Consider the following 25965-nt stretch of genomic DNA (forward strand, 5'->3'; position numbering starts at 1 on the left):
CAAAATGAGTTATACTGTACAAGATTTACAGAACCTTAAAACATTCTACCGTAATCAGTTATTGAACGACACCGTCCCCTTTTGGTTTCCCAGATCTATAGATACTGAATACGGTGGTTATCTGTTAATGCGCGATAAGGATGGTAGTTTGATTGATGATGATAAAGCCGTTTGGATACAGGGCAGGGCAGCCTGGTTACTCTCTACCTTATACAATACCGTAGAACAAAAACAGGAATGGCTTGATGGGGCTAAGTCGGGGATAGATTTTTTAAATAATTATTGTTTTGATACGGATGGGCAAATGTTTTTTCATGTAACGCGCGATGGGCAACCTATTCGTAAGCGCCGTTATTATTTTTCAGAAACCTTTGCTGTAATTGCTAATGCTGCCTATGCTAAAGCCAGTGGAGATGAAGCCGCTGCAGCCAAAGCCAGGTATTTATTTGGTAAATGTATAGAGTATTCAACTACACCTGGTTTATTACCAGCAAAGTTTGCCGGTACAAGACCAACAAAAGGAATCGGTGTTCCAATGATTATGATGAACACTGCACAGCAATTGCGCGAAACAATTGGTGATCCGCGCTGTAATGAGTGGATTGACAAATGGATTGCCGAAATAGAACAGTTCTTTGTTAAAGATGATATTCAGTGCGTTATGGAGCAGGTAGCTCCTGATGGTAGTATTGTTGATCATATTGATGGAAGAACCTTAAATCCAGGTCACGCAATTGAAGGTGCATGGTTCATATTACATGAGGCTAAATACAGAAATAATGATCCGCATTTAATAAAGCTAGGCTGTAAAATGCTCGATTACATGTGGGAACGTGGATGGGATAAGGAGCATGGGGGTATCTTGTATTTTAGGGATGTATACAACAAACCCGTTCAGGAGTACTGGCAGGACATGAAATTTTGGTGGCCTCATAATGAAGTGATTATAGCTACATTGCTGGCATACACCATTACCGGCGATGAGAAATATGCAAAATGGCATAAAATGGTTAACGATTATGCATATCAGCATTTCCATGATCCTAAAAATGGCGAATGGTTTGGGTATTTGCATCGCGATGGCAGCTTGGCCCAAACAGCCAAAGGAAACTTATTTAAAGGGCCATTTCATTTACCCAGACAGGAATGGTATTGTCTATCTTTATTAAGCGAACACTTAAAATCATAAACCAATATGATTAAAACATTGTTAATATTTCTGCTGGCTTTAAACATCAGTGCAGCTGCACAAACAGCTGCAAAACCTTTAAATGAGAAGTCGGCATTAATTCCAATGCCTCAGCAAATTGAATGGAAAAAGGAGCGGTTTGCACTTAAAAATTATAAAGGAATAGTTGTTAAAAGTACTTCTTTACAAAAAGAAGCAGAGCTATTACAGCGCCAACTGAAAGAACTCGGCCTAATAATTCCTATTAAAGAAGGTGTTACTGCAAATGAACCCAGCATTGTTTTGGAATTGGGAAAGGTTAGTACAACAGATTCTAGCTCAGAAGAAGCATATAAACTCAACATCACTGTCAGTGCAATAACAATCATCGGCGCGGGTAAGGCGGGGTTGTTTTATGGTCTGCAAACATTAAAGCAGCTAATAGATGGCGCCAAAAACGTAACGGCTTGCAGCATTACAGATTGGCCTTCTTTTTCGTGGCGGGGCTATATGATTGATGCAGGCAGGAATTATCAACCTATGGATTTGCTTAAGCAGCAAATTGATGTCATTGCCGCATATAAGCTCAATATATTCCATTTTCATTTCACAGAAGATATTGCATGGAGGTTAGAAAGCAAGCTATACCCACAGCTAACTGCTCCCGAAACCATGCTTCGCAATAAAGGCAAGTTCTACACTCAAAACGACCTCAAGGAATTGATAAGTTACTGCAAAGCGCGTCATATTACACTAGTTCCCGAAATAGATATGCCAGGGCACAGTGCGGCATTTAAAAGAGCCATGAAAACAGATATGCAAAGCGATAGCGGGTTGGTTATTGTAAAGAACATCTTAAAGGAATTTTGCGATACTTTTGATGTTCCCTACCTGCATATTGGAGCAGATGAAGTAAAGATCACCAATAAAAATTTTCTGCCAGAAGTGATTTCCTTAGTTGAAAAACAGGGAAAAAAAGTAATAGGATGGGAGCCGGGGGGTGAGTTTACCGAAAGTACCATCAGACAGTTATGGATGGAAGACGCTACAAAAGTTAGCGCCAATCCTAAGGTAAAATATATCGACTCGCGCCATTTATACATTAATCACATGGACCCTCTGGAAAGTGTGGTGTCTATATTTAAGGGGAAGATTGCCAATCTGGACAAAGGAAATGATGCAGCTTTGGGTGGTACCCTTTGCGTATGGCCAGACCGAAGGGTAAGCAAACCAGAAGATGTCTTTATGCAAACGGCCGTATATCCTGCGGTGCTGGCTTTTGCCGAAAGGAGCTGGCGCGGTGGAGGACAACCTGATTGGTTAACTTATGTAGGTTTAGATGGTTCCGAAGAAATTAATGTATTCAAAGAATTTGAGCATCGTTTAATAAAACATAAAAATCGCTACTTCTCGAAACTGCCTTTTCCATATCAGCCACAGGCGCATTTGAAATGGAAATTTTATGGGCCTTTCAATAATCAGGGTGATCTTACTAAAAAGTTCTATCCAGAAGAAACAAAAGATATTGACACCAGTAAAGCAGCATTAACTGCCGTGGGGGGGACTTTTATTCTACGGCACTGGTGGGGACCTTTAGTGAAAGGTCTTATAGATAAACCCGAAGAAAACAGTACCTGGTATGCTACCACTAAAATTTGGAGTGAAAAAGACCAATTACAGAACTTCTGGATAGGCTTTAATAATATCTCTAGATCTTACGGTTCAGATTCACCCAATGAAGGAACCTGGGACAATAGAAAAAGCCAGGTATTGGTAAATGGTAAACTCATCCCACCACCACTATGGAAACAGGCAGGAGCAAAAGGCAATCTTGAATTGCCTCTTATTGATGAAGGATATGAATACCGCGAACCCACAAAAGTTCAATTAAAAAAAGGCTGGAATACCATACTCATTAAATTACCTGTAAGCTCTTTTAAAGGTAAAGATTGGCAAAATCCAGAAAAATGGATGTTTACAGTTGTACCTTGGCTTTAAATTTGATAGTCTCAGCAGTATTACATAAAAGGTGATTCTCTGTATGATTAAAAACTACAAACTTCTATTATATCTATCCCTAATATTTTTTAGTTCTTGTTCTTCTGTTTACATGCCAAATGTGCCCAATACACCAATGTTAAGCCAAAAAGGAGAGTTTAGCGGTGGTGGTCACATCTCTTTTCGCGGCAATGCAAGTTTAAACGGCGCGTATGCAGTTTCAGCTCATTTTGGTGTACTGTTTAGCGGGGCATATATGAACAGTGAAAAGCACAGCAAAGATTTTAGACACAAATTAGTAGAAGTTGGTGGCGGATATTTTAACACCTTTGGCCCCGATAATAACAGGATTCTAGAAATATATGCCGGTTATGGTGGTGGAAAAACAAACAGAGCATTCAGAACATTTGACGATAATGATATTTTAACAAACACTGATCTCGAAGAAATCACCTACAACAAAACTTTTATCCAGGTAAATTACAGTTCTAAGAAAAACAATAACCTGCGTTTATTCGGTACCGACTTTCCTATAAATTACGGAACAGCACTACGCATCAGCAGTGTGCAAATGAAAACATTTATGCGCAATTCAATAGGCCAGGTCAGAGAGGGTAATACTTTTTTAGAGCCAATTTTCTTTACCAGAATGCGCTTAAGTGATGCTGTACAATTGCAGTATACATCAAGCGGTAACTTTGGACTCAACAGCCGCAAATTTATAAGCGCCGGTAATTCAATATTTACCATTGGCGCTGTTATAAATGTTGGCGGCAAAAAGTCCAAAGAATAGCTATGCTATTGCTCTTTTTTCTTTAACGTCGAAAGATATTCAAGCAAATCAGAAAACTCCTGCTTTGTCATGCTTTCATGTAATCCGTCGGGCATCATCGAACCTGGAACCTCTTTTATGGAAGTCACATTAGCCGATTTTAATTTCTGACTAGCGCCGCCAGGGTATTTCAATTGAATATCAGATTCGGTTCTGCTAGAAACGATACCGACAAGACTGGAACCATCTTTCATATCCAACTGAGAAGTTTCATAACCAAAACTTACACCTGCAGATGGCCTTACAATAGCATCAAAGAGACCTTCTTTTGGTAGTTTGGCGCCAATTTCAGATAAGTTTGGCCCAAACTCTAACCCTTCCCCGTTCGCTTTGTGACATATGAAACAAGCTTTGTTAAAAACAGCTTTTCCCTTTAATACATTTCCTTTAAAAGCAATGATCTCATTGAAACTAATCATTGTGCCTTTTGTCGCTTCATCAGCATTAGAACCCGGCAAATAGGTTTTTGCTTCTTCGTATAATCCTTTAACACCAGATCCGCTTACACCTTTTACTGCAAACGGAATTAAATCGGCAGGCAATGCCTTGGTTTTTAGCATTTCCAAAACTTTAGTTTCCCCAATCCGGCTTTTGCCCATCATTTCAACAGCTTTTTGGCGCATCGATTTATCATTAGATGTACTTGCTACTGCGCCAGAAAGTATAGCCATAGATTCTTTATTCCCGACAGCACCAAGCGCTTCAAAAATAGGGGCCGTTTTATTGATGTCTTTAGTTTTAATTACGTCTTTAATGCGCTCAGTATCTTTAAAATCAATTAAAAGTCTTGCCGCATCAACTCCAACAGAATTATTTCCATTGGCAATTACCATCTCTAACAATTTAGCACCTTCTGTTTTAATTTGATATTTCGTAAGCAAATTAAGGTATTCGGAGGTTCCCGATTTTGAATCGAGGACTTTCTTTAAGACATTTAATGATGAAGCAGAACTTGTTACTTCTTTAGCATTTATTAAGCTAAGAATAATGGAAGACGTTGAAAGGTCAGTGTTTTTATCCAGCATCGACAGTAGTGTCTTAGTCTTTTCAGGTGCAGCAATAAAATCAAATGCGCGGAAATACCTAAGTCTTTTATCTAAAGGGGTACTTTGATCGGATGCTAATTTTTCAAGAAAGGGCAGGGCTAATGCCGTTCTCGATCGCCAAATAATATCTTTCCCTCCTGCGCTCGATAATGGATCTTTTGTTTCTTTTAAATATGCTGCTAAATAAGCGCCCCATTGCTTATCTGCGCCAATACCTAAGGCTTCCAGATACCATCTGTCGGTTCCGTTATGTTTCGTTGCCAGCTTAGCCCAAAGTTCAGCTGCCTCGGCTGCGTTGTTATGTCTAAGCGTTATCGCACACTCCCTTAAAACCTCTATATTGGTGTCATTTACCAATTGCCTTACATAATCAATTGGATTTAACTTCGTTTGTCTGATGGCTCTTAAAGCAGTAATACGGATGTCGGGGTTTTTATCATGAATGGCCTCATCTAAATATTTCTTTGAATCAGATGATTTAGATAAAATCCATAATGCTCTGGCCCTCATGCGTTGATTGGCTGTTAAGTGCCATAGTTTATTCAATACCGGGATGGCTTTTTTATCCATTGCAACCAAGGCCAGATAAGCATGCCTGCGGACTGCTAAATTCGGATTCTGTAATGCCTCAATAGCGCCTTTAGGGGTGTCGAAATTAAATTTAGGAACAACATACTTTGATGCCAGAGCTGAAGGAGCAACCCTATAAATGCGTCCGCGTTCCAGGTCGCCAACTCTGTGCCCGCCAACTCCAGGATCATACCAGTCGGCAACTATTAATGAGCCATCAGGAGCGATACAAACATCTGCCGGGCGAAACCACTGATCCCCATCATTACTTAATATGTTAATGATATCTGCCGAATAGCCGGCTCCGTTTTTCCTTACGGGATATGATCTTACAACATTATGTCCGGGTTCTGAATGAATCATTTGATTGTGAAACTGAGCCGGTAATAATGAACCTTCGTAAATGAGTATTCCAGTAGGAGATCCTGAGCCTGTTTGCAAAAGGTTTGGAATCACTCCAGGATCATTTAAATGCCAGTGACGTAGCGGAATAGAGTCCTCCATGTTAATTCTTTCTGAAGGCCAGTATGCGCCAGTCATTTCGTCCTTAAAACCGAAATTACCATGCTCCATTACATAATTAATCCGAACACCTTTATTGCCATCATCATCGTTATCACTTTGCCAAACCGTACCGTAACTATCAACTGCAACCTCAAAAGGATTTCTAAAATTGTGTCCAATAACCTCCACGTTAGATCCATCCGGGTCGCATCTAAATACCATACCTTCTTTATACTTTTTAGGACCAATCTCGTCACCATCCTGGTCAAGCACTGTTTTGTTGTTTTTATCCTTTAGTGTTTGCCCCATATTTCCAAAATTGAAATACAGCTTTCCATCCGGACCAAAAGTAAAGGTATGGATGCCGTGATCATGTTGCTCGCCGCCAATTCCCTGAAACAGGATTTCTTTGCGATCGGCCTTATCATCACCATCATCATCATAAAAGGCCCACACATAAGGACTTTGCGAAACAATAACCCTGTTCCCCAGTACGCAGATACCTAATGGTGCATTAATTTCAGCTCCCTGATAAAATGTTTTGCTTGTTTCCAGATGCCCGTCACCATCCTTATCCTCTAATATTAAAATCCTGTCGCCTTCTGGTTTGGGCTTATTGTTGTTTATTTCGAACCTGTAATTATAAGCCTCGGTTACCCAAACCCTGCCTTTTTCATCTACATCAATATTAGTTGGGTTTATTAATGTGGGCTCAGTTGCCATGGTTTGAACATGTAAACCCGGAAATGTACGCAGACCAGCCAGACTATTGCCGGGTAGGTGTTTTGCTGATTCCGTTAAAGGAGAATCAATTTGCACCTTTAATCCTGATCTCTGCTCACTAACAGCAGGAGTACATGTTTTTAAAAGCAATACAGGTTGAAATAGAACAAAAATAATCTTAGTAGCGAACAGTGATGTTTTGGTGAAATTAATGGCCATTTTTTTACAGTTTAAAGCGATTTACTTTTTAAAAGCAGTTAACTTATTTAAATACATCGCAGCATATTTGGTAAACGAATTTATAAAAAAGATCTAATAAAGCAATCGATTGCTTTGATTTTATTTAATTGGCAGAATAGCGAAGTTTTTTAACTAAAAAGAGCTGTATCTATTATGATACAGCTCTTTTTAGTTTGCTACCCGGGATCCTGAAATAAATTCAGGACGACGGGTGCATCAAAACGGGTACTTTAATTAAATTCCTTAAATAGGCTTCACTGTTATCGATTTTAAAAGAGGTCTGTCTTTCACGCCTTCACGAGCAGCTTTAACCACTATATAAACATCATGGAATTTACCATCTGTTACAGGGCTTATAGATACACCCGTCGAAGCAGAGCCTTGTTTTCCAATTACTTCACCATCTTTACCACCCAATCTGATCTCGACACTGTAATCAGCGTCTGCATTAGCCAATCCAAAATTAAACGCGGCAATATTAGTTAAATCGATACCTTTAAACTTAACCCAGCCAGTTTTTTCAGGGAATATCAACGATTGAACTCCATCAGCATCTTTGCGTCCGAAATCTGATATATCCTTAATATCATTAGCATATATAACATTGCTTCTTAGATTAATCACTTTAGTATTCGCTAAAGGTTTCAAACCAGCAGCACCTAAATCAGAGTAAGTCGCTTTAAGATTTAAAATAGATTTATCTTTATTGGTTTCTGCCGGAGGTACGATCTTACCTGTTGCAGGTAAAGAAGGACCAGTTGTCGACTTAGCACTTAAAGTCAAAATCCATTCTGCAATTTCCTTAACATCAGAAGCCTTCATGGTAGGGTGGGCAGGCATTGGAACTTCGCCCCAAACACCTTTACTACCATTAATTACTTTAGAAGTAAGGTAATCAGCCGCTTTAGCTTTTGTTTGATATTTAGAAGACACCGCTGTAAATGCCGGTCCAATTGATTTTGTAGAGATTTTATGGCAGGTACTACAATCAGCTTTAAGCATTATGGCTTTACCAACAAGCGTCTGGGCAGCTTGTTGATGACCTAATTTAGCTCCAGCCATATCCAATCCTTCAGTATAAGTATTTGATACATAGATTCTGCTTTTATTTACAGCAGCGCCTTTGTCTGAAACCAATACCTGATAATTGATTGGTTTTCCAGGGAAATAAAAGCTCTTATTTCCGGTTAATGTGATATCAACTTTAGGTTCTTCGTTTCCTGCATATACCGTTACAGTGTTACTTTTTGAAGAAGCTTTATCTTTATCAATTACCTGAACGCTAATTGCATATTCACCTGCTTTTGCAAATGTATATTGTAATTCTGGAGAGGTAGTAGTTTTTTTAATCCCCTTTCCTAAGTTCCATACGTATGTTAACGCATCGCCATCAGGATCTGTTGCATCTACTTTAGCTACAAGTTTATATGGCAATAAACCACTTGTTTTCTCAATTTCAAGATTCTTTACAATAGGAGGTCTGTTACCAGCCATGTAATCAATTCTTACAATACCAGCGTCAGGATTTTTTGTGAACCATCCTTTACCATATTCAAGAATATATAATTTATTATCAGGGCCAAGTTCCATATCAATAGGGGCAGCTAAAGAAATTTCACCTAACATTGGCTCCATGCTTAAATAATCTCCTTCTGGCGACATAGTTACCGCTTTTACCCATCCTCGGATCCATTCATAGATAATCAATTTACCATCATAATAAGAGGGATATGGCGAAGCGCCTGGTCTTGAATAATAAACCGGACCAGCCATTGCCGTACGGCCACCGGCACCAACCTGAGGAAACTCTTTAGATTCTCCGTAAGGATACCATATAAAGGCTGGCTGAGCAGGAGGAAGACTAGATAAACCAGTATTGTTTGGTGAATTATTTAAACCAGCTTTAGGGTCAAATGCTTCTCCGTTTTTACCGTCTGTATAATCATACGCTTTATAAGGATAGTTGTTGCCTATAAATAAAGGCCATCCAAAGAACCCTGCTTTTCGTGCCTGGTTTACCTCATCATAGCCTCTTGGGCCTCTTAAAGCGTCATCGTTAGACGCATCTGGTCCGACTTCGCCCCAATATAAAAAGCCCGTTTTCTGATCCACCGATATTCTATAAGGATTTCTGTTTCCCATTACAAAGATCTCAGGCTTAGTTTTTTCCTGACCTTTAGGGAACAAGTTACCATCAGGGATATCGTAAGTGCCATCCTCTTTAATCTTAATTCTAAGTACTTTACCTCTTAAATCATTGGTGTTACCCGCCGATCTTCTGGCGTCATACTGCTGAAAACCCTGACGGTTGTCTAATGGTGCATATCCGTTGTTTACATATTTAGATTTTGGTGCATCAAAAGGAGTGGAGTTATCACCTGTTGATACATACAATAAGCCACCAGGTCCAAAAGCAATGGATCCACCTGTGTGGCAGCAGATTTCGCGTTGCGAGTAAAACTCAAGGATAATCTTTTCAGAAGCGGTGCTTATTTTGTCGTTTACCAGTTTAAAGCGCGACAATCTGTTTACTGAAGGCTTTACCGGGCTATAAAAAGCATACACGTATTGGTTCTTTGCAAAGTTAGGGTCAAGTGCTATACCTAGTAATCCTTCTTCAGCATTTACATCAGGTGTATTTAATGTTTTAGAATACACCTCTAGTTTACCAGCTTCTTTGAGTGTTTTAGTGCTATTCTTATAAAGCATGATTTCACCGCGACGCTGCGACACTAAAATATCATAGTTAGGCAATACTGCCAATTCAGTAGGCTCTGTAAGTTGTCCCTTAAGCAGGCTTACTTTAACAAACCTGTTCTGATCGGGGGTGTCAATTCTAAGTTTTGATTTGAACTTACTCTGCTTAAGGTCATTTAGTAGCAAAGTATCTGTTTTTTTTGTTCCGGTTAACGGCGGCAGTAAACTGATCGCAATACCAGAAATTAACAATGCAAAAGAAGTTTTCATTAAAAGTTATAATTATTGTGTGTTGTTTCGAGGACTAAATATAAATGAATATTTCATAAAACAAATATATTTTACGCAATCGATTTCCAAACTATTTTGAAAACACACATTCTACACACCAAACCACAATCAGTACCTTTTGTGAAGAATGTGTGAACTATGTGAGGAGCAATGTTAGTGTTAGAAATACACACGGCTGTTAGTGTTATTAATACACATGTGAAAGATCTCCGTTATTTTTTCAATAAAACACCCAGGAAAATTGTTTTGGCTATATCCCGAAAAAAATGATGTTTTTCTAAAAACTGTACTTTTTTTACGACTTCTAATAAATGTTGATAAATAGTTTTAGCAAAACTTTAAGGGCTTATTTATTGATTTTAAGGGGTTATTGTTTATTGTAACAAAATCATTATTTTGCAATCCTTTTAAACAAACGCGAAATTATATACTTTTAATTTTTTTTAACCAAAAAACACAACATGAAGCTTAATTATTTAAGGTTTGGAACAACCGCTTTTCTCTGGTTGTTAGGAACTGCACTTGTGTCTGGTCAGCAACTAGCGGATCAGTCAGAAATTGATCTGAAAGATCTTTCTTCATTTAAGACTCCGGGAAAGACCTGGACACTTGCTGGTGGTGTTACCGCCAATTTAAATGAAGTTAACGTATTAAACGTTGCAAAAGGTACTGGGATTCTGGTAAACGTACCTACCAAGAAAGATCACGGATCAGATCTTTTAACTATCGGTGAACATGGCGACATTGTTCTTGAACTAGATTATTTGCTTGCAAAAGGAGCAAATTCAGGAATTTATCTTCAGGGAGTTTATGAGATTCAATTAGAAGATTCATGGGGTATCATAAAACCAACCTCATCTAACAACGGTGGAATTTATCAACGTTGGGATGATTCAAAACCAGAAGGTCAGCAAGGATACCAGGGATATGCACCACGTCAAAATGTAAGTAAAGCACCAGGCTTGTGGCAACATATTAAAATTGCATTCCAGGCCCCTCGTTTCGATGCATCAGGAACCAAAACAGCTAATGCAAGAATTTTAGGAATAGAATTGAATGGAGTACTTATACACGATAACATCGAATTATTTGGTGCAACAAGAGGAGCAAATGATAAAGAAAAAGCTTTAGGCGCTTTACGTTTGCAAGGAGATCATGGTGCTGTTGCCTTCAAAAACATCAAAACATCAAAATTGCCTACCGAAACGCCAAATGGCAGAAAAAGAGGTGACGATACTGACCCTATATATATAGATGTAACTACTACACCAAACATCCGCAGTTTTGTTGATGTTCCGAATGGTGGTCCTAAAGTAGTTCACGCGATTTCTGTAGGTAGCCCTGCTCAGGTTCACTTTAGCTACGACTTGGACAACGGTGCGTTGTTTCAGGCTTGGCACGGTGAGTTTGTTGATGCAACACCAATGTGGCATGATAGAGGTAACGGTACATCAAGACCTCGTGGAAGTGTAACTGCCTTCACTAAAAAACCGGTTCCTACTTTAGCTAAACTTACCGATGCTCAGGGAGCATGGTTGGTCGATACTACTGGTACAGGATTTAAAACCAAAGGTTATACATTAGATGCTCAGGAACGTCCTACATTTAACTATAACATTTATGGCACTAAAGTTACTGACGCCATCAAAGCAATTGAAAAAGGCCAGGGATTAAGCAGAGAGATTATTCTTGAAACACCGGGTGATAACATTTACGCATTAATAGCTGATGCTTCAAGTGTTGAGGAAGTTTCTAAGGGACTTTACCTTGTAGACGGACAGTCTTTTTATTTAAAATTTGACGATACCAAAGACAAACCTGTTATCAGGGATGTAGACGGCAGAAAACAACTTGTTGTTCTGGTTCGTGGTAAGTTAAATTATTCTATTTTATTCTAAAAAGGGGTTATATAATGAAATACACTTTTAAGACGCTGGCAATGCTGGCTTTAAGCTTTAGTTTTGCAACGGTGTTTGCCCAGGAAACACCAAAAGAAGAAGATTTCTTCAAAATAAATAAGGTAAAAGTACCCGAAGGACCAATTTTAGAGGTTGGTGGATTGGTTACTTTGCCAAACGGAGATCTTGGTATCTCAACCAGAAGAGGAGAGGTTTACATCGTAGAAAATCCTACAAGCAAAAACCCTTACTTCCGCAGATTTGCATCTGGTTTACATGAAATATTAGGTCTTGCTTATAAAGATGGTGCATTATATTGCGCACAAAGAGGTGAGTTGACCAAATTGATCGATAAAGATCAGGATGGTAAGGCTGATGTTTATGAAACTGTTTATGCATGGCCATTAAGCGGTCATTACCATGAGTACAGTTTCGGACCAAAAATTGCTAAAGACGGTACTTTCTTTGTTACCGGTAACGTAGCTTTTGGTGATGAAATGTGGTATCGTGGCGAAAGTCGCGTACCTATGCGTGGCTGGACAATGAACATTACTGAAGACGGAAAAATGCAGCCTTGGGCTACTGGTCAGCGTTCTCCAGCAGGTCCAAACGTAATAGACGGACAACTTTACTACACAGATAACCAAGGCGACTGGTTCGGTTCTGGTGCAATCTGGAAAGTAGAAAAAGGTGATTTCTTAGGTCACCCGGCCGGATTAAGATGGACTGGAAGAGCTGATTCTCCAGTTAAACTTACAGAAGAATACTTCAGATCTAAAATCGACGAAAGAAGAGATAAAGATGCACTAGGAAGAGCTATCAAACCTGAAAACAGGGTGAACGAAAACTTCAAAATGTTATGGGAAATGAAAAAAGACTTCCCTGAATTAAGATTACCATCTGTATGGTTGCCTTATGGTATCCTTGGTATCTCTACTTCAGAGCCTGTTAAAATTCCTCAGGGAGCTTTTGGTCCTTTCGAAGGTCAGATTTTAGTCGGTGATCAAGGTATGAGTATCATTTCAAGGGTATTCTTCGAAACGGTAAACGGTGTTGAACAAGGTGCTTCATTTATGTTCAGAAGCGGTTTCCGTTCAGGAGTATTAAGAATGGCATGGGGTACTGATAATTCATTGTTTGTTGGAGAAACTAACCGTGGTTGGGGATCTGCAGGTGATGCAAACGAAGGTCTTGAGCGTTTAGTTTACAACGAAAAAATGCCTTTCGAAATGAAAGCTGTTAGAGCAATGCCTGATGGTTTTGAAATCGAATTTACTAAACCAGTTGATTTAAAATCAGCAGAAGATATAGCTTCTTACGATGTACAAAGCTATTTATATAAATACCACCCGGTTTATGGCTCACCTCCAATCAACAACGAAAAGTTAAAAATTAAAGGTGTTAAAGTATCGGCTGACGGTTTAAAAGCAAGACTTATTGTTGATAATCTTCGTCAGTATTATATCCATACCATCACTGTTGAAGGTGTTCGTTCACAAGAGAACTCTTATCATTTAATTCACCCAATTGCTTACTATACTTTAAATAGCATTCCAAACGGAGAGAAATTATCTATGAGCGGTGTAAGCACCAGAAACTCTGCAAATGACCCGGTAGCTAATGCAGTTCCAGGAAAAGCAACTGGTAAAAAAACAGCAGCTGGTGCTAAAACAACTGCTGCACAGAAAGCAGTTGAGGGTGGTGCAAAAACTACTTCGGCTCCAACTTATGCTCAGGTTAAAGGTTTATTAACAAGCTATACTTGTACTGCTTGCCATAACCCTACAAAAAAACAAATTGGACCTGCATTTGTTGACGTTGCAAAACGTAAGTACACGGCAGAAAAGATTCTTTCATTGATTCACAATCCTCAGCCTCAAAACTGGCCGGGTTATGCAACAGAAATGCCGCCGATGCCTCAGGTTACTAAAGAGGATGGTATTAAAATAGCGAACTGGATCAACTCTTTGAATAAATAAATGTCTGGAGTTCTATTGTCCAATTAATTTAATCGGCATATCCCTTGAATATCTGTGGGGAATGCCGATTAATTTTATATTTTAGTCCCTCATTTCAAAAAACCAATATAAACAATGAATAAACTAGACTACCGCGATTATATTGTATTCTTTATATACTTTATAATCGTATCAGCTTATGGATTTTGGATCTACTATAAAAAGAAAACCAAAACCGCCGATTCAAAAGATTATTTTCTTGCAGAAGGCTCTTTAACATGGTGGGCAATTGGTGCTTCTCTTATAGCCTCAAATATATCTGCTGAACAGATGATAGGTATGAGCGGATCAGGATTTAAGCTCGGCCTTGCAATTTCTGCTTATGAGTGGATGGCAGCAGCAACGCTAATTATTGTAGCTGTATTCTTTATGCCGGTTTATCTTAAGAACAAGATATTTACCATGCCACAGTTTTTAAGTCAGCGCTATAATGAAAAGGTAGCAATGATTATGGCTGTATTCTGGTTAATGCTTTACATCGTGGTAAACTTAATGTCTATCCTTTATCTTGGTGCCCTGGCCATTAGTGGTATATCCGATCTTCCAATTACCTTCTGTATCCTTGGTTTAGCCGTATTCGCTATTATCATCACTTTGGGTGGTATGAAAGTTATTGGTTATACAGATGTTATACAGGTATTTTTCTTAGTACTTGGTGGACTGGTAGCTTCTTACATTGCTTTAAACATTATTTCTGGTCAACAAGGTATTGTAAAAGGTTTTGCCATTTTAACTGACGGCGCATCAGAGCATTTCCACCTGATCTTTAAGAAGGATAATCCTAACTATATGGATCTTCCTGGTTTAAGCGTGTTAATAGGGGGTATGTGGATCGCTAACTTAAGTTATTGGGGATGTAACCAATACATCACTCAAAGGGCACTGGGTGCTTCCTTGCCAGTTGCAAGGGCCGGTCTGTTATTTGCAGCATTCTTAAAAATGCTGATGCCTGTAATTGTAGTTATACCTGGTATCGCTGTTTATTATATTATTAAAGAAAAGATCCCTGCAATTAGTCCTGATAGTTTATTGACTTCATCGGGTGTCCAGGATCCAAATAAGGCATATCCTGCATTATTGGGCTTATTGCCTGTTGGTTTAAAGGGGCTTTCGTTTGCTGCGCTTACGGCCGCTATTGTAGCTTCTTTAGCGGGTAAAGCAAATAGTATTGCCACTATTTTTACATTAGATATTTACAAGAAAGCTTTTAATCCGGGTGCGGGCGAAGGAAGATTGGTAAACGTTGGTAAAATTACAGTAGTTGTTTCCATGTTACTTGCTGTAGTGTTGTCTCTAATAGTAGGAGATGCATTAATGGGCGAAGGAAAACAAGGATTCCAGTACATTCAGGAATACACTGGTTTTGTATCTCCGGGTATCTTTGCCATGTTTATCTTAGGTTTCTTCTGGAAAAAAACGACCTCAAATGCAGCATTATTTGCTACTGTGGGTGGTTTTATTACCTCAGTAATCTTAAAATTCTTACCAGGATGGATAGATTTAGCTCCGTTACATGATTATGGATGGTCTGTAGCCAACTCAGCTGGTGTATTTGAAATGCCATTTATGGATAGAATGCTGGTTGTATTTGCAGTCTGTGTAATCGGAATGTATTTCATCAGTATCTATGAAAACAAAAAAGGTGTTGTAACGAAAGGATTAGAAGTTGATGCGAAAATGTTTAAGGTGTCTACATCTTTTGCAGTTGGTGCATTAATTATTGTAGCAATGTTAGTTGCGTTGTATACTGCTTTTTGGTAGCATATAGGAAAATATAAATGGCAAAAAAAAGCAGCCTTGAATTTTCAAGGCTGCTTTTTTTTGCCATTTACGTCATCTCGACGATAGGAGAGATGATGGTGGCTAGTATTTAAACACTTTACCACCAACCATTACTTCCTGTGTTGCTTCATCAAACGTAGCCTTTTGACCAGTTCTTGCTGATGCATTAGTCATAATGTTTGCAATTGAATGATAATAACCAGCTTCAACAGGAGCATTTGTTTCTTTTCTGCTGCGTACACATTCCATCCAGTTGCGCATGTGAGCTGAAGTTAGTTTATCACCACCAGTGTTAGCAGAAGCCGCTACCTTTTCGGCAATCTCAGTAAGCTTAAGTTCAGGCAACAAATTAGCTTTCATATTCATTTCAGCAGCAGCTTTAGCAGTAAGACCACCTTTAGGAGATACAGTATTGGTATTCAGGTTCATTTCTCCTCCATTTGAGTAATAAATCTCAGCAGGGTTTTCATCTCCATTGTGCATTCTTGAAGTAAATACCACCTGGAATCCATTATCAGGATCATTTGGCTTGCCATAATCAAATACAGCAGTAGTAGTATCCCAGTTTCTGCGACCATCTTTCCACTGGTAAATACCACCATTAGCTACCACGCTTCTTGGGTGTTTTAAGTCTGTAAACCAGTGTACCGTATCAATTTGGTGCGACATCCATTGGCCAGCCATTCCAGAAGAAAACGGCCAGAATAAACGATACTCTAAATATTTACGTGGATCCCATTCCTCAAACGGACGGTTTAATAAGAAACGTTTCCAATCAGTATCTTCTTGTTTTAGTTTAGCTACAAGGTCAGGCCTGCGCCAGCGTCCGGGCTGGTTTACATTCCAGCTCAGTTCTACCATTGTAACGTCACCAAACTTGCCATCTTTTATAAATTGAGAAGCTGCCTTATAATTTGCACCACTTCTGCGTTGCGAGCCGATCTGCAAAATCTGTTTCGAAGCTTTTACGGCTTTTAAGGTTGCTCTTGCATCTTCCATAGTTTCAGCAAAAGGCTTTTCGCAATACACATCACACTTGGCGTTTACGGCCTCAATTGCGTGAGAAGCATGAGCAAAATCCGGTGAACTGATAATAACTGCATCAATATCTTTTAAACTATATAATTCATCGTTATTGCGGCATGCAGTTATGTCGTGGCCAAGCTTTTCCTTTAAATGATCAACACCCAAACCGCGACGATAATTCCATAAATCTGATACAGCAACCATATCAAAATTCAGTTCCTTGTGGTGATTTAGGAAACTAGGCAGCAGGGAACTTTTAAAGCGGTCGGAAAATCCCACCACACCGACTCTTACCCGATCATTTGCACCAATAATATTTCCATAACTTTTTGCACTTAAACCCATAGTACCTAAATAGGTTCCAGCAGCTGCGATGGCAGATTGCTTAATAAATTTTCTTCTTGAATCTAACATGATTTATGATTAAAGTTGTTTAATTTTTATACTTCTATATGAAACGTTATCACCATGGTCCTGAAGCAAAATATGCCCTTTAGGAGCCATTCCGAAGTTTTTCCAGTCTTTATACTTACTGCCTGCAACTAAGGCAAGAAATTCCGGAGTTCCTCTGGTAAATTCTACAACCTTAAAGCCATTTAACCAGTACTCAATTCTGTTGTCAGGGAATACCCTGATCAATCCTTTGTTCCACTCGCCAATTTTTCTTTGCGCATTAGGGATTTTTTTACTTGTAATAAGGTCGTATAGAGAACCAAGTGTACGGTTGCCGTTTTTACCTAGCTTAGCATCCGGATGTCTTTCATCATCAAGAATTTGATACTCCATGCCAATTGCTGAGCCTGTGTTTTTCTCAGATAGTGTTACAAAATATTTAACACCACTATTGGCTCCTTCAGTAAGTTTAAAATCAAACTTCAACTGAAAAGCACCATATTCTTTAACAGTAACAATATCACCACCATTAGTAGATTCTGCGCCGTTAGATTTTACAACGCTTAGTACGCCATCTTTAATTTCCCATCCTTTTTCAGGGAATTTAGTTTTGTATGCACCAACCCAGCCATTAGTAGTTTTTCCGTCCCATAATAAAGAAAAACCTTCTGCTTTTTCCTGCTTAGATAAATCATTAGGAACCATGTTTACTACATATATGTCATCAATTTTAGATGGTTTAAGGTTTTCTGTCTGGATACGTACGTTACGCCAGCGGATCTGTTTACCTGGTGAGTCATTTTTTCCAATAGCGTGTACCTGTAAAGCGATGAAACCGAAAGGAGTCATTGCATCCACAACATTTGCGGTAGGAACACCATTAACCCAGGTTCTTATAGAGTTACCTATACACTCGATATGGTATTTATTCCATTGATCCTTTTTAAAAGCCGCCTGACCTTTGGGGTTAATGTCTAAAGGATATAACCATCCGCGACGTGCTTCATCGTATAATCCTCCGCTCCATTTTCTGTCAGACGGGTCAACTTCTACCTGATAACCGTGGACCCTGCCATTATTATAATCTTCTTTACTTTCACTTCTGATTTGTATACCCGAATTCATAGAATTATCAACCAATAACTCTACTTCAAGTATAAAATCACCATAATTTTTTTCTGTTGTTAAAAATGAGTTAGGAGTGTTTGAAACCGTGGTTCCAACAATCTCTCCATTTACGACTTCATATTTTGCTTTGCCGTTTAATTGTTTCCATCCCTGTAAATCTTTTCCGTTAAAAAGATTTTGCCATTTCCCTGTTTGCGCCTGCAATGTAAACGGAGTGGTTCCAAACATTAGGGCAGCAACAATCAGTAACTTTGTTTTTTTCATTAGTGTGTATTATTTGTTTTAATCTATGTTTAAAGGTTATTTTCCAAAATTGGCAGCTTGCTTGTTCAATGCATCAGCAGAAATTTCTGTGCCAGAACCCACAAGGATTCTGTAACGAAAAGTCACAGATGCTCCAGGTTTTAGGGTTAGATTTAAAGATTCTTTTCCTTCGCTGAATATGGCCTGCCCAAGTGGATTGGCGGCAAACAAACCATAATCACGTGCATGCCAGTAAGTAGGATAGCCGGGGTTTTTAGGATGATCTATGATTGCGACAGAAAGCGGTTTGCCTTCTTTAACGCCATATAAAACACACCAGTTACCTCTGGTGCCCCAGGCATCATTACCTTTTTTACCGGCACTGGTTAAATAGGTGCCGTTTGCACCGTTACCTGATGCTGAAACTTTTGTTATATTCCCTTGACTATCAGTAAATTCTTCTACCTTATTTGAAGGGAATTCCAACTCTTTGGTAACACGGATGCCGAGCATGCCATCTTTAATGTCTTTAAATTTTACAGTGTCTTTTTGAGCAGTAAGTGTAGTTATTCTGTCAATAATTCTGGCATTATCTGTTCCAGAGAAAACAAATGTAGTTTGCTCTTTTAACAGTATATCTTTGGCCTGGTTTTCCCAGTTTGCGGTGTAACTTAATTTACCACTGGCTTTGCCATTTTCAACTTTGTTAACCTTCACATTCCTGATCCATCCATATTTTACTTTCTTTTCGGCAGAAATAGCAAAAGAGTTGTTCCAGAAGTCGAGCCCATTTACACTTTCATAGTTAAGCCACAAGCCTACATGATGCGGATGATCCACACGTTCGCCCTCGCGTTTATTTAGAGGAAAGCCCCTGGTTAGAATAGCCCCATCGGCAGCAAGTATCGGATAGAGTATGGGCTTTTCCATATTCTCGGGATAGATAAAACTGGTAAAAGGCTTGCCATCTATCAGCACATCAACTTTGCGCTCCTGATCATTTCTTACAAGAGAAACATTTTTATTTTGCGCATTAGCACTTAAGCTAAAGCAACAACAGGCAATAATCAAGTATTTTTTCATTCAGATTGTCCAGGTTTTAAACATATTTGGTTAACTAATATACCGCTCTTGGAATTGAATTTCCCCAGAAAAATGCATTTTGATATTGAAATATTACGAAAACGATTGCGAAGAATGCCTTCAGATTTCAGCAATTAGCCTTATAATTGTATATAGAAAAAGCCACCCAAAATGAACCGTAAACATTTTCTTTCCTTTGTTGTTACAGCCGGAGTATCTGCTTCAACCTCAAAGGTATGGAGTAATACCGGGGCGGTAAATAAAGGGTTAGCCCCAGAGCTGGCCAAATCAAAAATACCGCCGTACCTTAAGCCGGGCGACACAATAGGAATAACAAGTCCGGCTAGCTATATCTCCGTGTTAGACATCCAGCCATCGGTACAATTGATGCAAAGCTGGGGCTTTAAGATCGAAACCGGGAAAACGATAGGGGCCAAAGACTTTTCACTTGGCGGTACCGATCGGGAAAGGGCAGCAGATCTGCAACGCATGCTGGATGATCCCAATATCAAAGCAATTATGTGTGCCAGAGGGGGCTATGGGCTGGTACGGATAATTGATAAGCTGGATTTTACAAAATTCAAAGCCAACCCGAAGTGGATAATAGGATTTAGTGATATTACCGTTCTACATACGCATATTAATAGCAATTATGGTATTGCAACCATACATTCAAAAATGTGTAACAGTTTTCCAAAAGATTGGCTGCTGGCAAAACCTATTCAAATAGAAACTATACTCTCGATAAGACAGGTGCTAACCGGCGAGGATGTTAAATACACTGCGCCACCGGTAAGTTATAACCGACCGGGCAAAATAGAAGGTGTTTTAGTAGGCGGCAACCTTAGCCTGATTGAAACCCTGTCGGGAAGCAATTCCGATCTTAAAATCGATGATGCCATCTTATTTGTTGAGGACACACATGAAGAACTGTACAGTATCGACAGAATGTTCTGGAACCTTAAACGCAGCGGAAAATTGGATAAGCTTAAAGGATTAATAATAGGTGGCTTTAGCTTAAAAGAAGAAACTCCGGGCGAAGAATTTGGCAGAACAGTTTACGAGATCGTAACAGAAAAAATAAAGGAATATGATTATCCTGTATGTTTTGATTTTCCTGTGGGTCATCAAATCAATAACTTTGCACTCAAATGCGGTGTTAAGCATATTCTTAATGTAGATGAAAATGGCAGTTCCCTTGTATCCATCTAATCCTGCTTCCATAAAACTCTCTGAGCTTACCGGTCAAATCCAGCAGGCAATAGATGGGGTATTCGGACAAAGAACCTTTTGGGTAATTGCCGATGTTACCAATTATACCTACAAGCCAAAAAGCAACTATCATTATTTTGAACTGGTAGAGAAAGAAAAATCATCTAACAGGATTTTCGCTAAAATTGCCGGAAGAGCTTGGGGAAACGCCTCTGTAAACATCGCCAACTTTGAACAGGCAACCGGACAAAAGTTTAAAAACGATATTAATGTATTGGTACAGGTTACTGTTCAATATAACCCTGCTTTTGGTCTTCAGCTAAATCTGATAGATATAGATACCAACTTTACCCTGGGCTTATTTGAACAGCAGCGAAAAGATACCCTAGAAAGGCTGGTCAGGGAAAACCCTGAATTCATTAAAAAAAGGGGAGAGCAATACTTTACTAAAAACAGTGGCCTGCAATTAAATAAGGTGTTACAGCATATTGCTGTTATATCCTCAGATACCTCTGCAGGTTATATGGATTTTAAGCATACGCTGGAAAACAACTCATTCCGTTACAGTTTTATAATTGATAGCTATTTTACCTTGGTGCAGGGCGATGTAAACGCCAAACAGATTCTTAACAAGATTATAGAAGTATACCAATCTGCTAAATCATACGATGCTGTGGTAATCATTAGAGGTGGTGGCTCGCAAACCGATTTTCTCATATTTGATAACTACGACCTGAGCAGGGCAATCGCTAAATTTCCCATTCCGGTAATTACAGGGATAGGACACCAGAAGAATGAAACTATTGCCGATCTTATGGCACATACTTCGACCAAAACACCAACAAAGGCAGCTGAGCTAATTATTGCGCACAACAGGGCATTTGAGGAATTGGTATTAAGTATTCAAAAAATGATGCTTATTAAAACCTACCAAATGATCAATCATCATAAAGACAGGCTTAATCATTTGAATCAGATAACTATAAATACGACAAGAAACCTGTTACATGAGCATCATAGAAGTATTTTGAATTTGTCCAGCCTGATACTCACCAATCCTAAAATAATCATCTCAAACAGACGTAAGGACCTCAGTAACCTGAGCAGCAACCTGCAATCATATAGTAGAATGTATTTTGCTAATAAAATAGGTTATATCGGCCACTTTCAATCGCTGGTAAAATTGATGAGTCCGCAAAGTATCCTCAATAAAGGCTTTGCAATCATAAAAATAGACGGCAAGATTGTAAGCAATGCAGATGGGGTAGAAGCCGGCCAGGAATTGACAGTCAGACTAGCTACAACAGAAATAAAGACAAAAGTAAAATCTAAATCCAGATACAATGGGAACGAATTTAACATATGAGGCTGCCTATAAGGAGCTAACTGAGATTGCACAGGAAATAGAAAATGAATCTGTTTCAGTAGATGTACTTGCTGATAAGGTTAAGCGTGCATCGGAACTGATTGAGTTTTGCCAAACCAAACTAAGGGCAACAGAAGCAGAAGTAAACAAGATCATTAAGCAAATGGAGAACCAATAACCTATAACCAGTTATTGTCTTTATACCATTTTACGGTATCAATTAATCCTTTTTCAAGATTAAACTTAGGTGCATAACCAAGATCATGTTTTGCATGATCAATATTACAAGCCCAGTTAATAGCAGTAAGCTCTGCCATCTTTTCTTTATTTAAAGTAGGTGTATTCTTACTGTTTAAATAAATGAAATCCATGAATGAAGCCATAGCACCAACAACGGGTACAGGTAAATGGAACTTAAAAGTTCTTTGCTTCAGTGTCTTTTTAACCAGTTCAGCAAGCGCATAACGATCGTAAACATTGCCGTCCGAAACATTGTATTGCTTTCCATTAACCATAACAAAAAGAGAATTTACAATCACATCAGCGAGATCTTTTACATAAATGAAGCTTAACTGCTGTTTAAAACTGCCTATATGAGGCTCCAGGCCTCTGCTTATACTTTTAAATAGAATGAAAATATCCTTTTCACGAGGGCCGTATACTGCTGTAGGGCGAATGGTGATCAACGGCAAACCCGGAATTTCAGATAAGTATTTTTCGGCAAGCAATTTACTTGCTCCATAATTAGTTACCGGATGGGCAGGGGTGTCCTCTTTTATTTCCTTACTAAGGTCAACTAACGGGCCCAAAGCTGCCAGACTACTCACAAAAACAAACTTTTCTAGTCTGATGCTGGCAGTAATTGCCGCAACAGCAAGATGTTCGGTAAATTCGGCATTTGTCTTATTGTATTCCGCTTTGGTTTTAGCTTTAGTAATACCGGCAGCATGAATAATATAATTGAATTGATGTTCTTCTAGCTGGGATCTTAAATCATCTACCGAGCTATAATCCAGGTCAACATATTTAATGTCAAATTCGCTAAGGTGACTCTTATTGCTACTTTTACGAACAGCAGCATAAACCTCTAAGCCAGCCTGGATCGCTTTCTCAATAAGATGATAACCCACAAAACCTGTAGCACCGGTAATTAATACCCTTTTAGTCATATGGCTTTCTCGTAGATCCTGTATTTCTTATAAGGATCGCCCTTGATGGCAATAATTGCATTATTAACAAGATCGTTATGCTCTAATGTCCATCCCGCCTCAGCGTATTCGAACTTTTTAGCCTTGTAAGATTTAATGATGCTTCCATAAATGCAAGCTTCGATACCCATTTTACGATAACCATCAACAACGCCAAGAAGTAAAATTCTGATTCCTTTAACGTTTTTCTTACCAAATAATAATTTAAATATACCTGTAGGAAGGAGCCTTCCTTTTTTAATTTTAATCTGGATCTGGTTCATGTCTGGAATGGCAGCGCCAAAACCAACAAGTTTACCATTCTGTTCGGCAACAAAACAAAAATCAGGATCAAGTACCAGTTTAAGATCTTTAGCCTGATAATCAAATTCCTCATCATTTAGAGGTACAAAGCCGGCATTTTTATCCCATGCTTTATTGTAAACTTCACGCAGGTTGGCAGCTTCCTGTTTAAAGTTCTTCATATTGATCTTACGGATGGTGATGTTGTTCCTATTCAGGCGTTCTTCCAACCTGTCCATAAGTTTTACAGAGCGATTGTCATAATTATCGCCATTAAATTTCCAGGCAATAAGATCTACCTTCTTTTTCAGGTCCCAACCTTCCATTAAAGCAGGGTAGTAGGTTGCGTTGTAAGGCATCATAACAACCGGAGGAGAGTCGAATCCTTCGATCAATAAACCACAAGATTCATTGGTAGAGAAGTTTACGGGGCCGATAATTGCTCCCGTTACACCTTTATCTTTTAACCATTTAGTTGCAGTATCAAATAACAAATTAGCAGCTTCTTGATCGTTTATGCAGTCAAAAAAACCGAAGAAACCATCATTGGCACTGTTAAAAACATTATAGTTATTGTTCAGTATAGCGGCAATTCTGCCTATGATTTTGTCTCCTTCGAAAAGCAAAAAACACTGCAATGAAGAGTGTTTATGAAAAGGATGTGTTGTAAGTAAATCTCTTTGAGCTATAAAGAGCTCTGGAACATAATTCGAATCCCCTTCGTAAAGGTCGTGAGGGAAATCAATAAACTGACCTAATTGTTTTTTATTGCTAACTGCAACTATATTTCTCATATAGTTACCTGTGATAAATTAACTTTAACTTGTTTGGCAGCCGCTGCAATTTTTTCAACAGCTTCCTCTATCTGAGCAAAAGTATGTGTGGCCATTAACGAGAATCTTAAAAGAGAAGAATCTGATGGTACAGCAGGCGAAACCACAGGGTTTACAAATATTCCGTTCTTGCTTAAAATATTAGTGATCAAGAAAGTTTTGTCGTTATCTCTGATGTAAACCGGAATAATCGGGCTATCAGTATGACCTATATCGAAGCCAGCTTCTAAAAGTAATTTCTTAGCATAATTGGTATTGGCCCAAAGCTGATCTATACGCTCAGGCTCAGATTCAATTATATCAAGGGCAGCAATAACACTTGCAACAGCCGAAGGTGGCATACTAGCACTGAACATCAATGAGCGTGCTCTGTGTTTTACAAATTCAATAGTCTCTTCAGATCCTGCAATAAAGCCACCTAGCGAAGCTAATGACTTACTGAAAGTACCCATAATTAGGTCAACCTTATCAGTTAATCCAAAGTGAGAAGCAGTTCCGGAGCCATTAAAGCCAATTACACCTAAGCTGTGTGCATCGTCCATCATAATGTTTGCGCCAAACTCATCAGCAATTTTTACGATCTCCGGTAAATTAACCAGGTCACCTTCCATGCTAAAAATACCGTCGGCAACAATTAGTTTTGCAGCATCTTCAGGCAATCTGCTCAATTTCTTGCGCAAATCATCCATGTCATTATGTGCATATTTTATAGAACGTGAAAACGATAACCGGCTCCCATCAATAATAGAGGCATGGTCGTATTCATCAAGAATTAGGTAGTCATTTCTATCAAGCAAACATGATATTACACCTAAATTAACCTGAAATCCTGTGCTAAAAAGAACGGCAGCTTCTTTACCTACATATGTAGCCAGTCTTTTTTCCAGTTCAATATGTATGTCAAGTGTACCATTTAGAAATCTTGATCCGGCACAGCCTGTACCATATTTATCAACCGCAGCTTTTGCTGCTTCTTTAATTTTTGGGTGATTTGTAAGCCCTAGATAGGAATTAGAACCAAACATCAGAACTCTCTTCCCATCTATCATCACTTCCGTATCCTGTGCTGATTCTATTGCTCGGAAGTAAGGATATAAGCCTTTTTCCTTAATTGCTGAAGCATCTTTAAAAGCTGCTATCCTATCTTGTAATTTTTTGCGCATGCTAGTACTATATGTTTAGATTACAGGGTTGGTTATTGTTGATGTCGGTTTATGTTCCAAGAAATGCTTCCTAATCTATATAATCCCCATTTGTAATTAGTTTGAAAAATCAACATCTATGCCAATTAAAAAACTTCTCAAATCTAAGATCATAAATACAGAAAACAAAACTTGAACTCAACCAAGTTTGAATATATTAATTTTTAAAACAAAAATTACAATTTTCTTATAATTTTAATTCGAATAGCTCCGAATTATTAA

17 protein-coding genes are annotated in these 25965 nt (G+C 38.7%); 9 read left to right on the plus strand and 8 right to left on the minus strand.

Annotated features, from left to right (window positions below):
• The first annotated feature begins 4 nt into the window (after positions 1–4).
• From AC6CH7_RS10030 to AC6CH7_RS10040, 3 genes are all read left to right on the plus strand, one after another.
• Positions 5–1189 (plus strand): AGE family epimerase/isomerase, encoded by a 1185-nt coding sequence (locus AC6CH7_RS10030; protein WP_498262564.1) that lies wholly within the window; start codon positions 5–7, stop codon positions 1187–1189.
• Between the two features lie 6 nt (positions 1190–1195).
• Positions 1196–3166, plus strand: a complete 1971-nt coding sequence (locus AC6CH7_RS10035) for a family 20 glycosylhydrolase (protein WP_498262565.1) — start codon at positions 1196–1198, stop codon at positions 3164–3166.
• Positions 3167–3278: 112 nt separating this feature from the next.
• Positions 3279–3959, plus strand: a complete 681-nt coding sequence (locus AC6CH7_RS10040; protein WP_498263093.1) for a hypothetical protein — start codon at positions 3279–3281, stop codon at positions 3957–3959.
• 5 nt (positions 3960–3964) lie between these two features.
• Here the strand turns inward: AC6CH7_RS10040 and AC6CH7_RS10045 are convergent, their stop codons facing one another.
• Both AC6CH7_RS10045 and AC6CH7_RS10050 read right to left on the minus strand, forming a co-directional pair.
• Entirely contained in the window at positions 3965–7060 is a 3096-nt protein-coding gene (locus AC6CH7_RS10045; RefSeq protein WP_498262566.1) for a PVC-type heme-binding CxxCH protein, read from the minus strand.
• Positions 7061–7324: 264 nt separating this feature from the next.
• Entirely contained in the window at positions 7325–10048 is a 2724-nt protein-coding gene (locus tag AC6CH7_RS10050) for a PQQ-dependent sugar dehydrogenase (protein ID WP_498262567.1), read from the minus strand.
• A gap of 482 nt (positions 10049–10530) precedes the next feature.
• Here AC6CH7_RS10050 and AC6CH7_RS10055 point away from each other — a divergent pair, with 482 nt between their 5' ends.
• The 3 genes from AC6CH7_RS10055 to AC6CH7_RS10065 all read left to right on the plus strand — a co-directional run bounded on the left by AC6CH7_RS10055 (position 10531) and on the right by AC6CH7_RS10065 (position 15746).
• Complete coding sequence (locus AC6CH7_RS10055; RefSeq protein WP_498262568.1) at positions 10531–11967, plus strand: 3-keto-disaccharide hydrolase; 1437 nt, start codon at positions 10531–10533, stop codon at positions 11965–11967.
• A 14-nt stretch (positions 11968–11981) separates the two neighbouring features.
• Positions 11982–13946, plus strand: a complete 1965-nt coding sequence (locus AC6CH7_RS10060) for a hypothetical protein (protein ID WP_498262569.1) — start codon at positions 11982–11984, stop codon at positions 13944–13946.
• A 114-nt stretch (positions 13947–14060) separates the two neighbouring features.
• On the plus strand, positions 14061–15746 hold the full coding sequence (locus AC6CH7_RS10065) for a sodium/sugar symporter (protein ID WP_498262570.1): 1686 nt from the start codon (positions 14061–14063) through the stop codon (positions 15744–15746).
• 102 nt (positions 15747–15848) lie between these two features.
• Here the strand turns inward: AC6CH7_RS10065 and AC6CH7_RS10070 are convergent, their stop codons facing one another.
• The 3 genes from AC6CH7_RS10070 to AC6CH7_RS10080 are packed head-to-tail and all read right to left on the minus strand — an operon-like array spanning position 15849 to position 19640.
• Positions 15849–17207, minus strand: coding sequence for a Gfo/Idh/MocA family protein (locus AC6CH7_RS10070; RefSeq protein WP_498262571.1), 1359 nt, complete (start codon positions 17205–17207; stop codon positions 15849–15851).
• A 9-nt stretch (positions 17208–17216) separates the two neighbouring features.
• A complete protein-coding gene (locus tag AC6CH7_RS10075) occupies positions 17217–18578 on the minus strand; it encodes a 3-keto-disaccharide hydrolase (protein ID WP_498262572.1) in 1362 nt (453 codons plus the stop codon).
• 36 nt (positions 18579–18614) lie between these two features.
• Positions 18615–19640: a DUF6807 domain-containing protein gene (locus AC6CH7_RS10080; RefSeq protein ID WP_498262573.1), complete on the minus strand. Its 1026-nt coding sequence runs from the start codon at positions 19638–19640 to the stop codon at positions 18615–18617.
• A gap of 171 nt (positions 19641–19811) precedes the next feature.
• Between AC6CH7_RS10080 and AC6CH7_RS10085 the strand changes: the two genes are divergently transcribed.
• Genes AC6CH7_RS10085 through xseB form a run of 3 tightly spaced genes read left to right on the plus strand, consistent with a single transcriptional unit; the run spans position 19812 to position 22396 of the window.
• Entirely contained in the window at positions 19812–20852 is a 1041-nt protein-coding gene (locus AC6CH7_RS10085) for a S66 peptidase family protein (RefSeq protein WP_498262574.1), read from the plus strand.
• Positions 20827–22218: an exodeoxyribonuclease VII large subunit gene (gene xseA / locus AC6CH7_RS10090; protein WP_498262575.1), complete on the plus strand. Its 1392-nt coding sequence runs from the start codon at positions 20827–20829 to the stop codon at positions 22216–22218. The genes AC6CH7_RS10085 and xseA overlap by 26 nt, the downstream gene beginning before the upstream one ends.
• Positions 22196–22396 (plus strand): exodeoxyribonuclease VII small subunit, encoded by a 201-nt coding sequence (gene xseB / locus AC6CH7_RS10095; protein ID WP_498262576.1) that lies wholly within the window; start codon positions 22196–22198, stop codon positions 22394–22396. The genes xseA and xseB overlap by 23 nt, the downstream gene beginning before the upstream one ends.
• Before the next feature lies 1 nt (position 22397).
• Here xseB and AC6CH7_RS10100 read toward each other — a convergent pair whose 3' ends face one another.
• From AC6CH7_RS10100 to spt, 3 genes are read right to left on the minus strand one after another with little or no spacing between them, the layout of a single operon-like run.
• Positions 22398–23387 (minus strand): NAD-dependent epimerase/dehydratase family protein, encoded by a 990-nt coding sequence (locus AC6CH7_RS10100; protein WP_498262577.1) that lies wholly within the window; start codon positions 23385–23387, stop codon positions 22398–22400.
• Positions 23384–24502 carry a hypothetical protein gene (locus AC6CH7_RS10105; RefSeq protein ID WP_498262578.1) on the minus strand — a complete coding sequence of 373 codons (1119 nt, stop codon included), beginning with the start codon at positions 24500–24502 and terminating at the stop codon, positions 23384–23386. The genes AC6CH7_RS10100 and AC6CH7_RS10105 overlap by 4 nt, the downstream gene beginning before the upstream one ends.
• Positions 24499–25704, minus strand: coding sequence for a serine palmitoyltransferase (spt, locus tag AC6CH7_RS10110; protein WP_498262579.1), 1206 nt, complete (start codon positions 25702–25704; stop codon positions 24499–24501). The genes AC6CH7_RS10105 and spt overlap by 4 nt, the downstream gene beginning before the upstream one ends.
• Positions 25705–25965 lie beyond the last annotated feature (261 nt).

Source organism: Pedobacter sp. GQ55 (genome assembly GCF_059758925.1).

Excerpts from the sequence above, each read along its gene's own strand:
- AC6CH7_RS10050 (WP_498262567.1), bottom strand. The coding sequence starts at position 10,048 with ATGAAAACTTCTTTTGCATTGTTAATTTCTGGTATTGCGATCAGTTTA.
- AC6CH7_RS10105 (WP_498262578.1), bottom strand. The coding sequence starts at position 24,502 with ATGAGAAATATAGTTGCAGTTAGCAATAAAAAACAATTAGGTCAGTTT.
- AC6CH7_RS10065 (WP_498262570.1), top strand. The coding sequence starts at position 14,061 with ATGAATAAACTAGACTACCGCGATTATATTGTATTCTTTATATACTTT.
- xseB (WP_498262576.1), top strand. The coding sequence starts at position 22,196 with ATGGGAACGAATTTAACATATGAGGCTGCCTATAAGGAGCTAACTGAG.
- AC6CH7_RS10055 (WP_498262568.1), top strand. The coding sequence starts at position 10,531 with ATGAAGCTTAATTATTTAAGGTTTGGAACAACCGCTTTTCTCTGGTTG.
- AC6CH7_RS10085 (WP_498262574.1), top strand. The coding sequence starts at position 19,812 with ATGAACCGTAAACATTTTCTTTCCTTTGTTGTTACAGCCGGAGTATCT.
- AC6CH7_RS10080 (WP_498262573.1), bottom strand. The coding sequence starts at position 19,640 with ATGAAAAAATACTTGATTATTGCCTGTTGTTGCTTTAGCTTAAGTGCT.
- xseA (WP_498262575.1), top strand. The coding sequence starts at position 20,827 with ATGGCAGTTCCCTTGTATCCATCTAATCCTGCTTCCATAAAACTCTCT.
- AC6CH7_RS10035 (WP_498262565.1), top strand. The coding sequence starts at position 1,196 with ATGATTAAAACATTGTTAATATTTCTGCTGGCTTTAAACATCAGTGCA.
- AC6CH7_RS10030 (WP_498262564.1), top strand. The coding sequence starts at position 5 with ATGAGTTATACTGTACAAGATTTACAGAACCTTAAAACATTCTACCGT.
- AC6CH7_RS10100 (WP_498262577.1), bottom strand. The coding sequence starts at position 23,387 with ATGACTAAAAGGGTATTAATTACCGGTGCTACAGGTTTTGTGGGTTAT.
- spt (WP_498262579.1), bottom strand. The coding sequence starts at position 25,704 with ATGCGCAAAAAATTACAAGATAGGATAGCAGCTTTTAAAGATGCTTCA.
- AC6CH7_RS10040 (WP_498263093.1), top strand. The coding sequence starts at position 3,279 with ATGCCAAATGTGCCCAATACACCAATGTTAAGCCAAAAAGGAGAGTTT.
- AC6CH7_RS10045 (WP_498262566.1), bottom strand. The coding sequence starts at position 7,060 with ATGGCCATTAATTTCACCAAAACATCACTGTTCGCTACTAAGATTATT.
- AC6CH7_RS10075 (WP_498262572.1), bottom strand. The coding sequence starts at position 18,578 with ATGAAAAAAACAAAGTTACTGATTGTTGCTGCCCTAATGTTTGGAACC.
- AC6CH7_RS10070 (WP_498262571.1), bottom strand. The coding sequence starts at position 17,207 with ATGTTAGATTCAAGAAGAAAATTTATTAAGCAATCTGCCATCGCAGCT.
- AC6CH7_RS10060 (WP_498262569.1), top strand. The coding sequence starts at position 11,982 with ATGAAATACACTTTTAAGACGCTGGCAATGCTGGCTTTAAGCTTTAGT.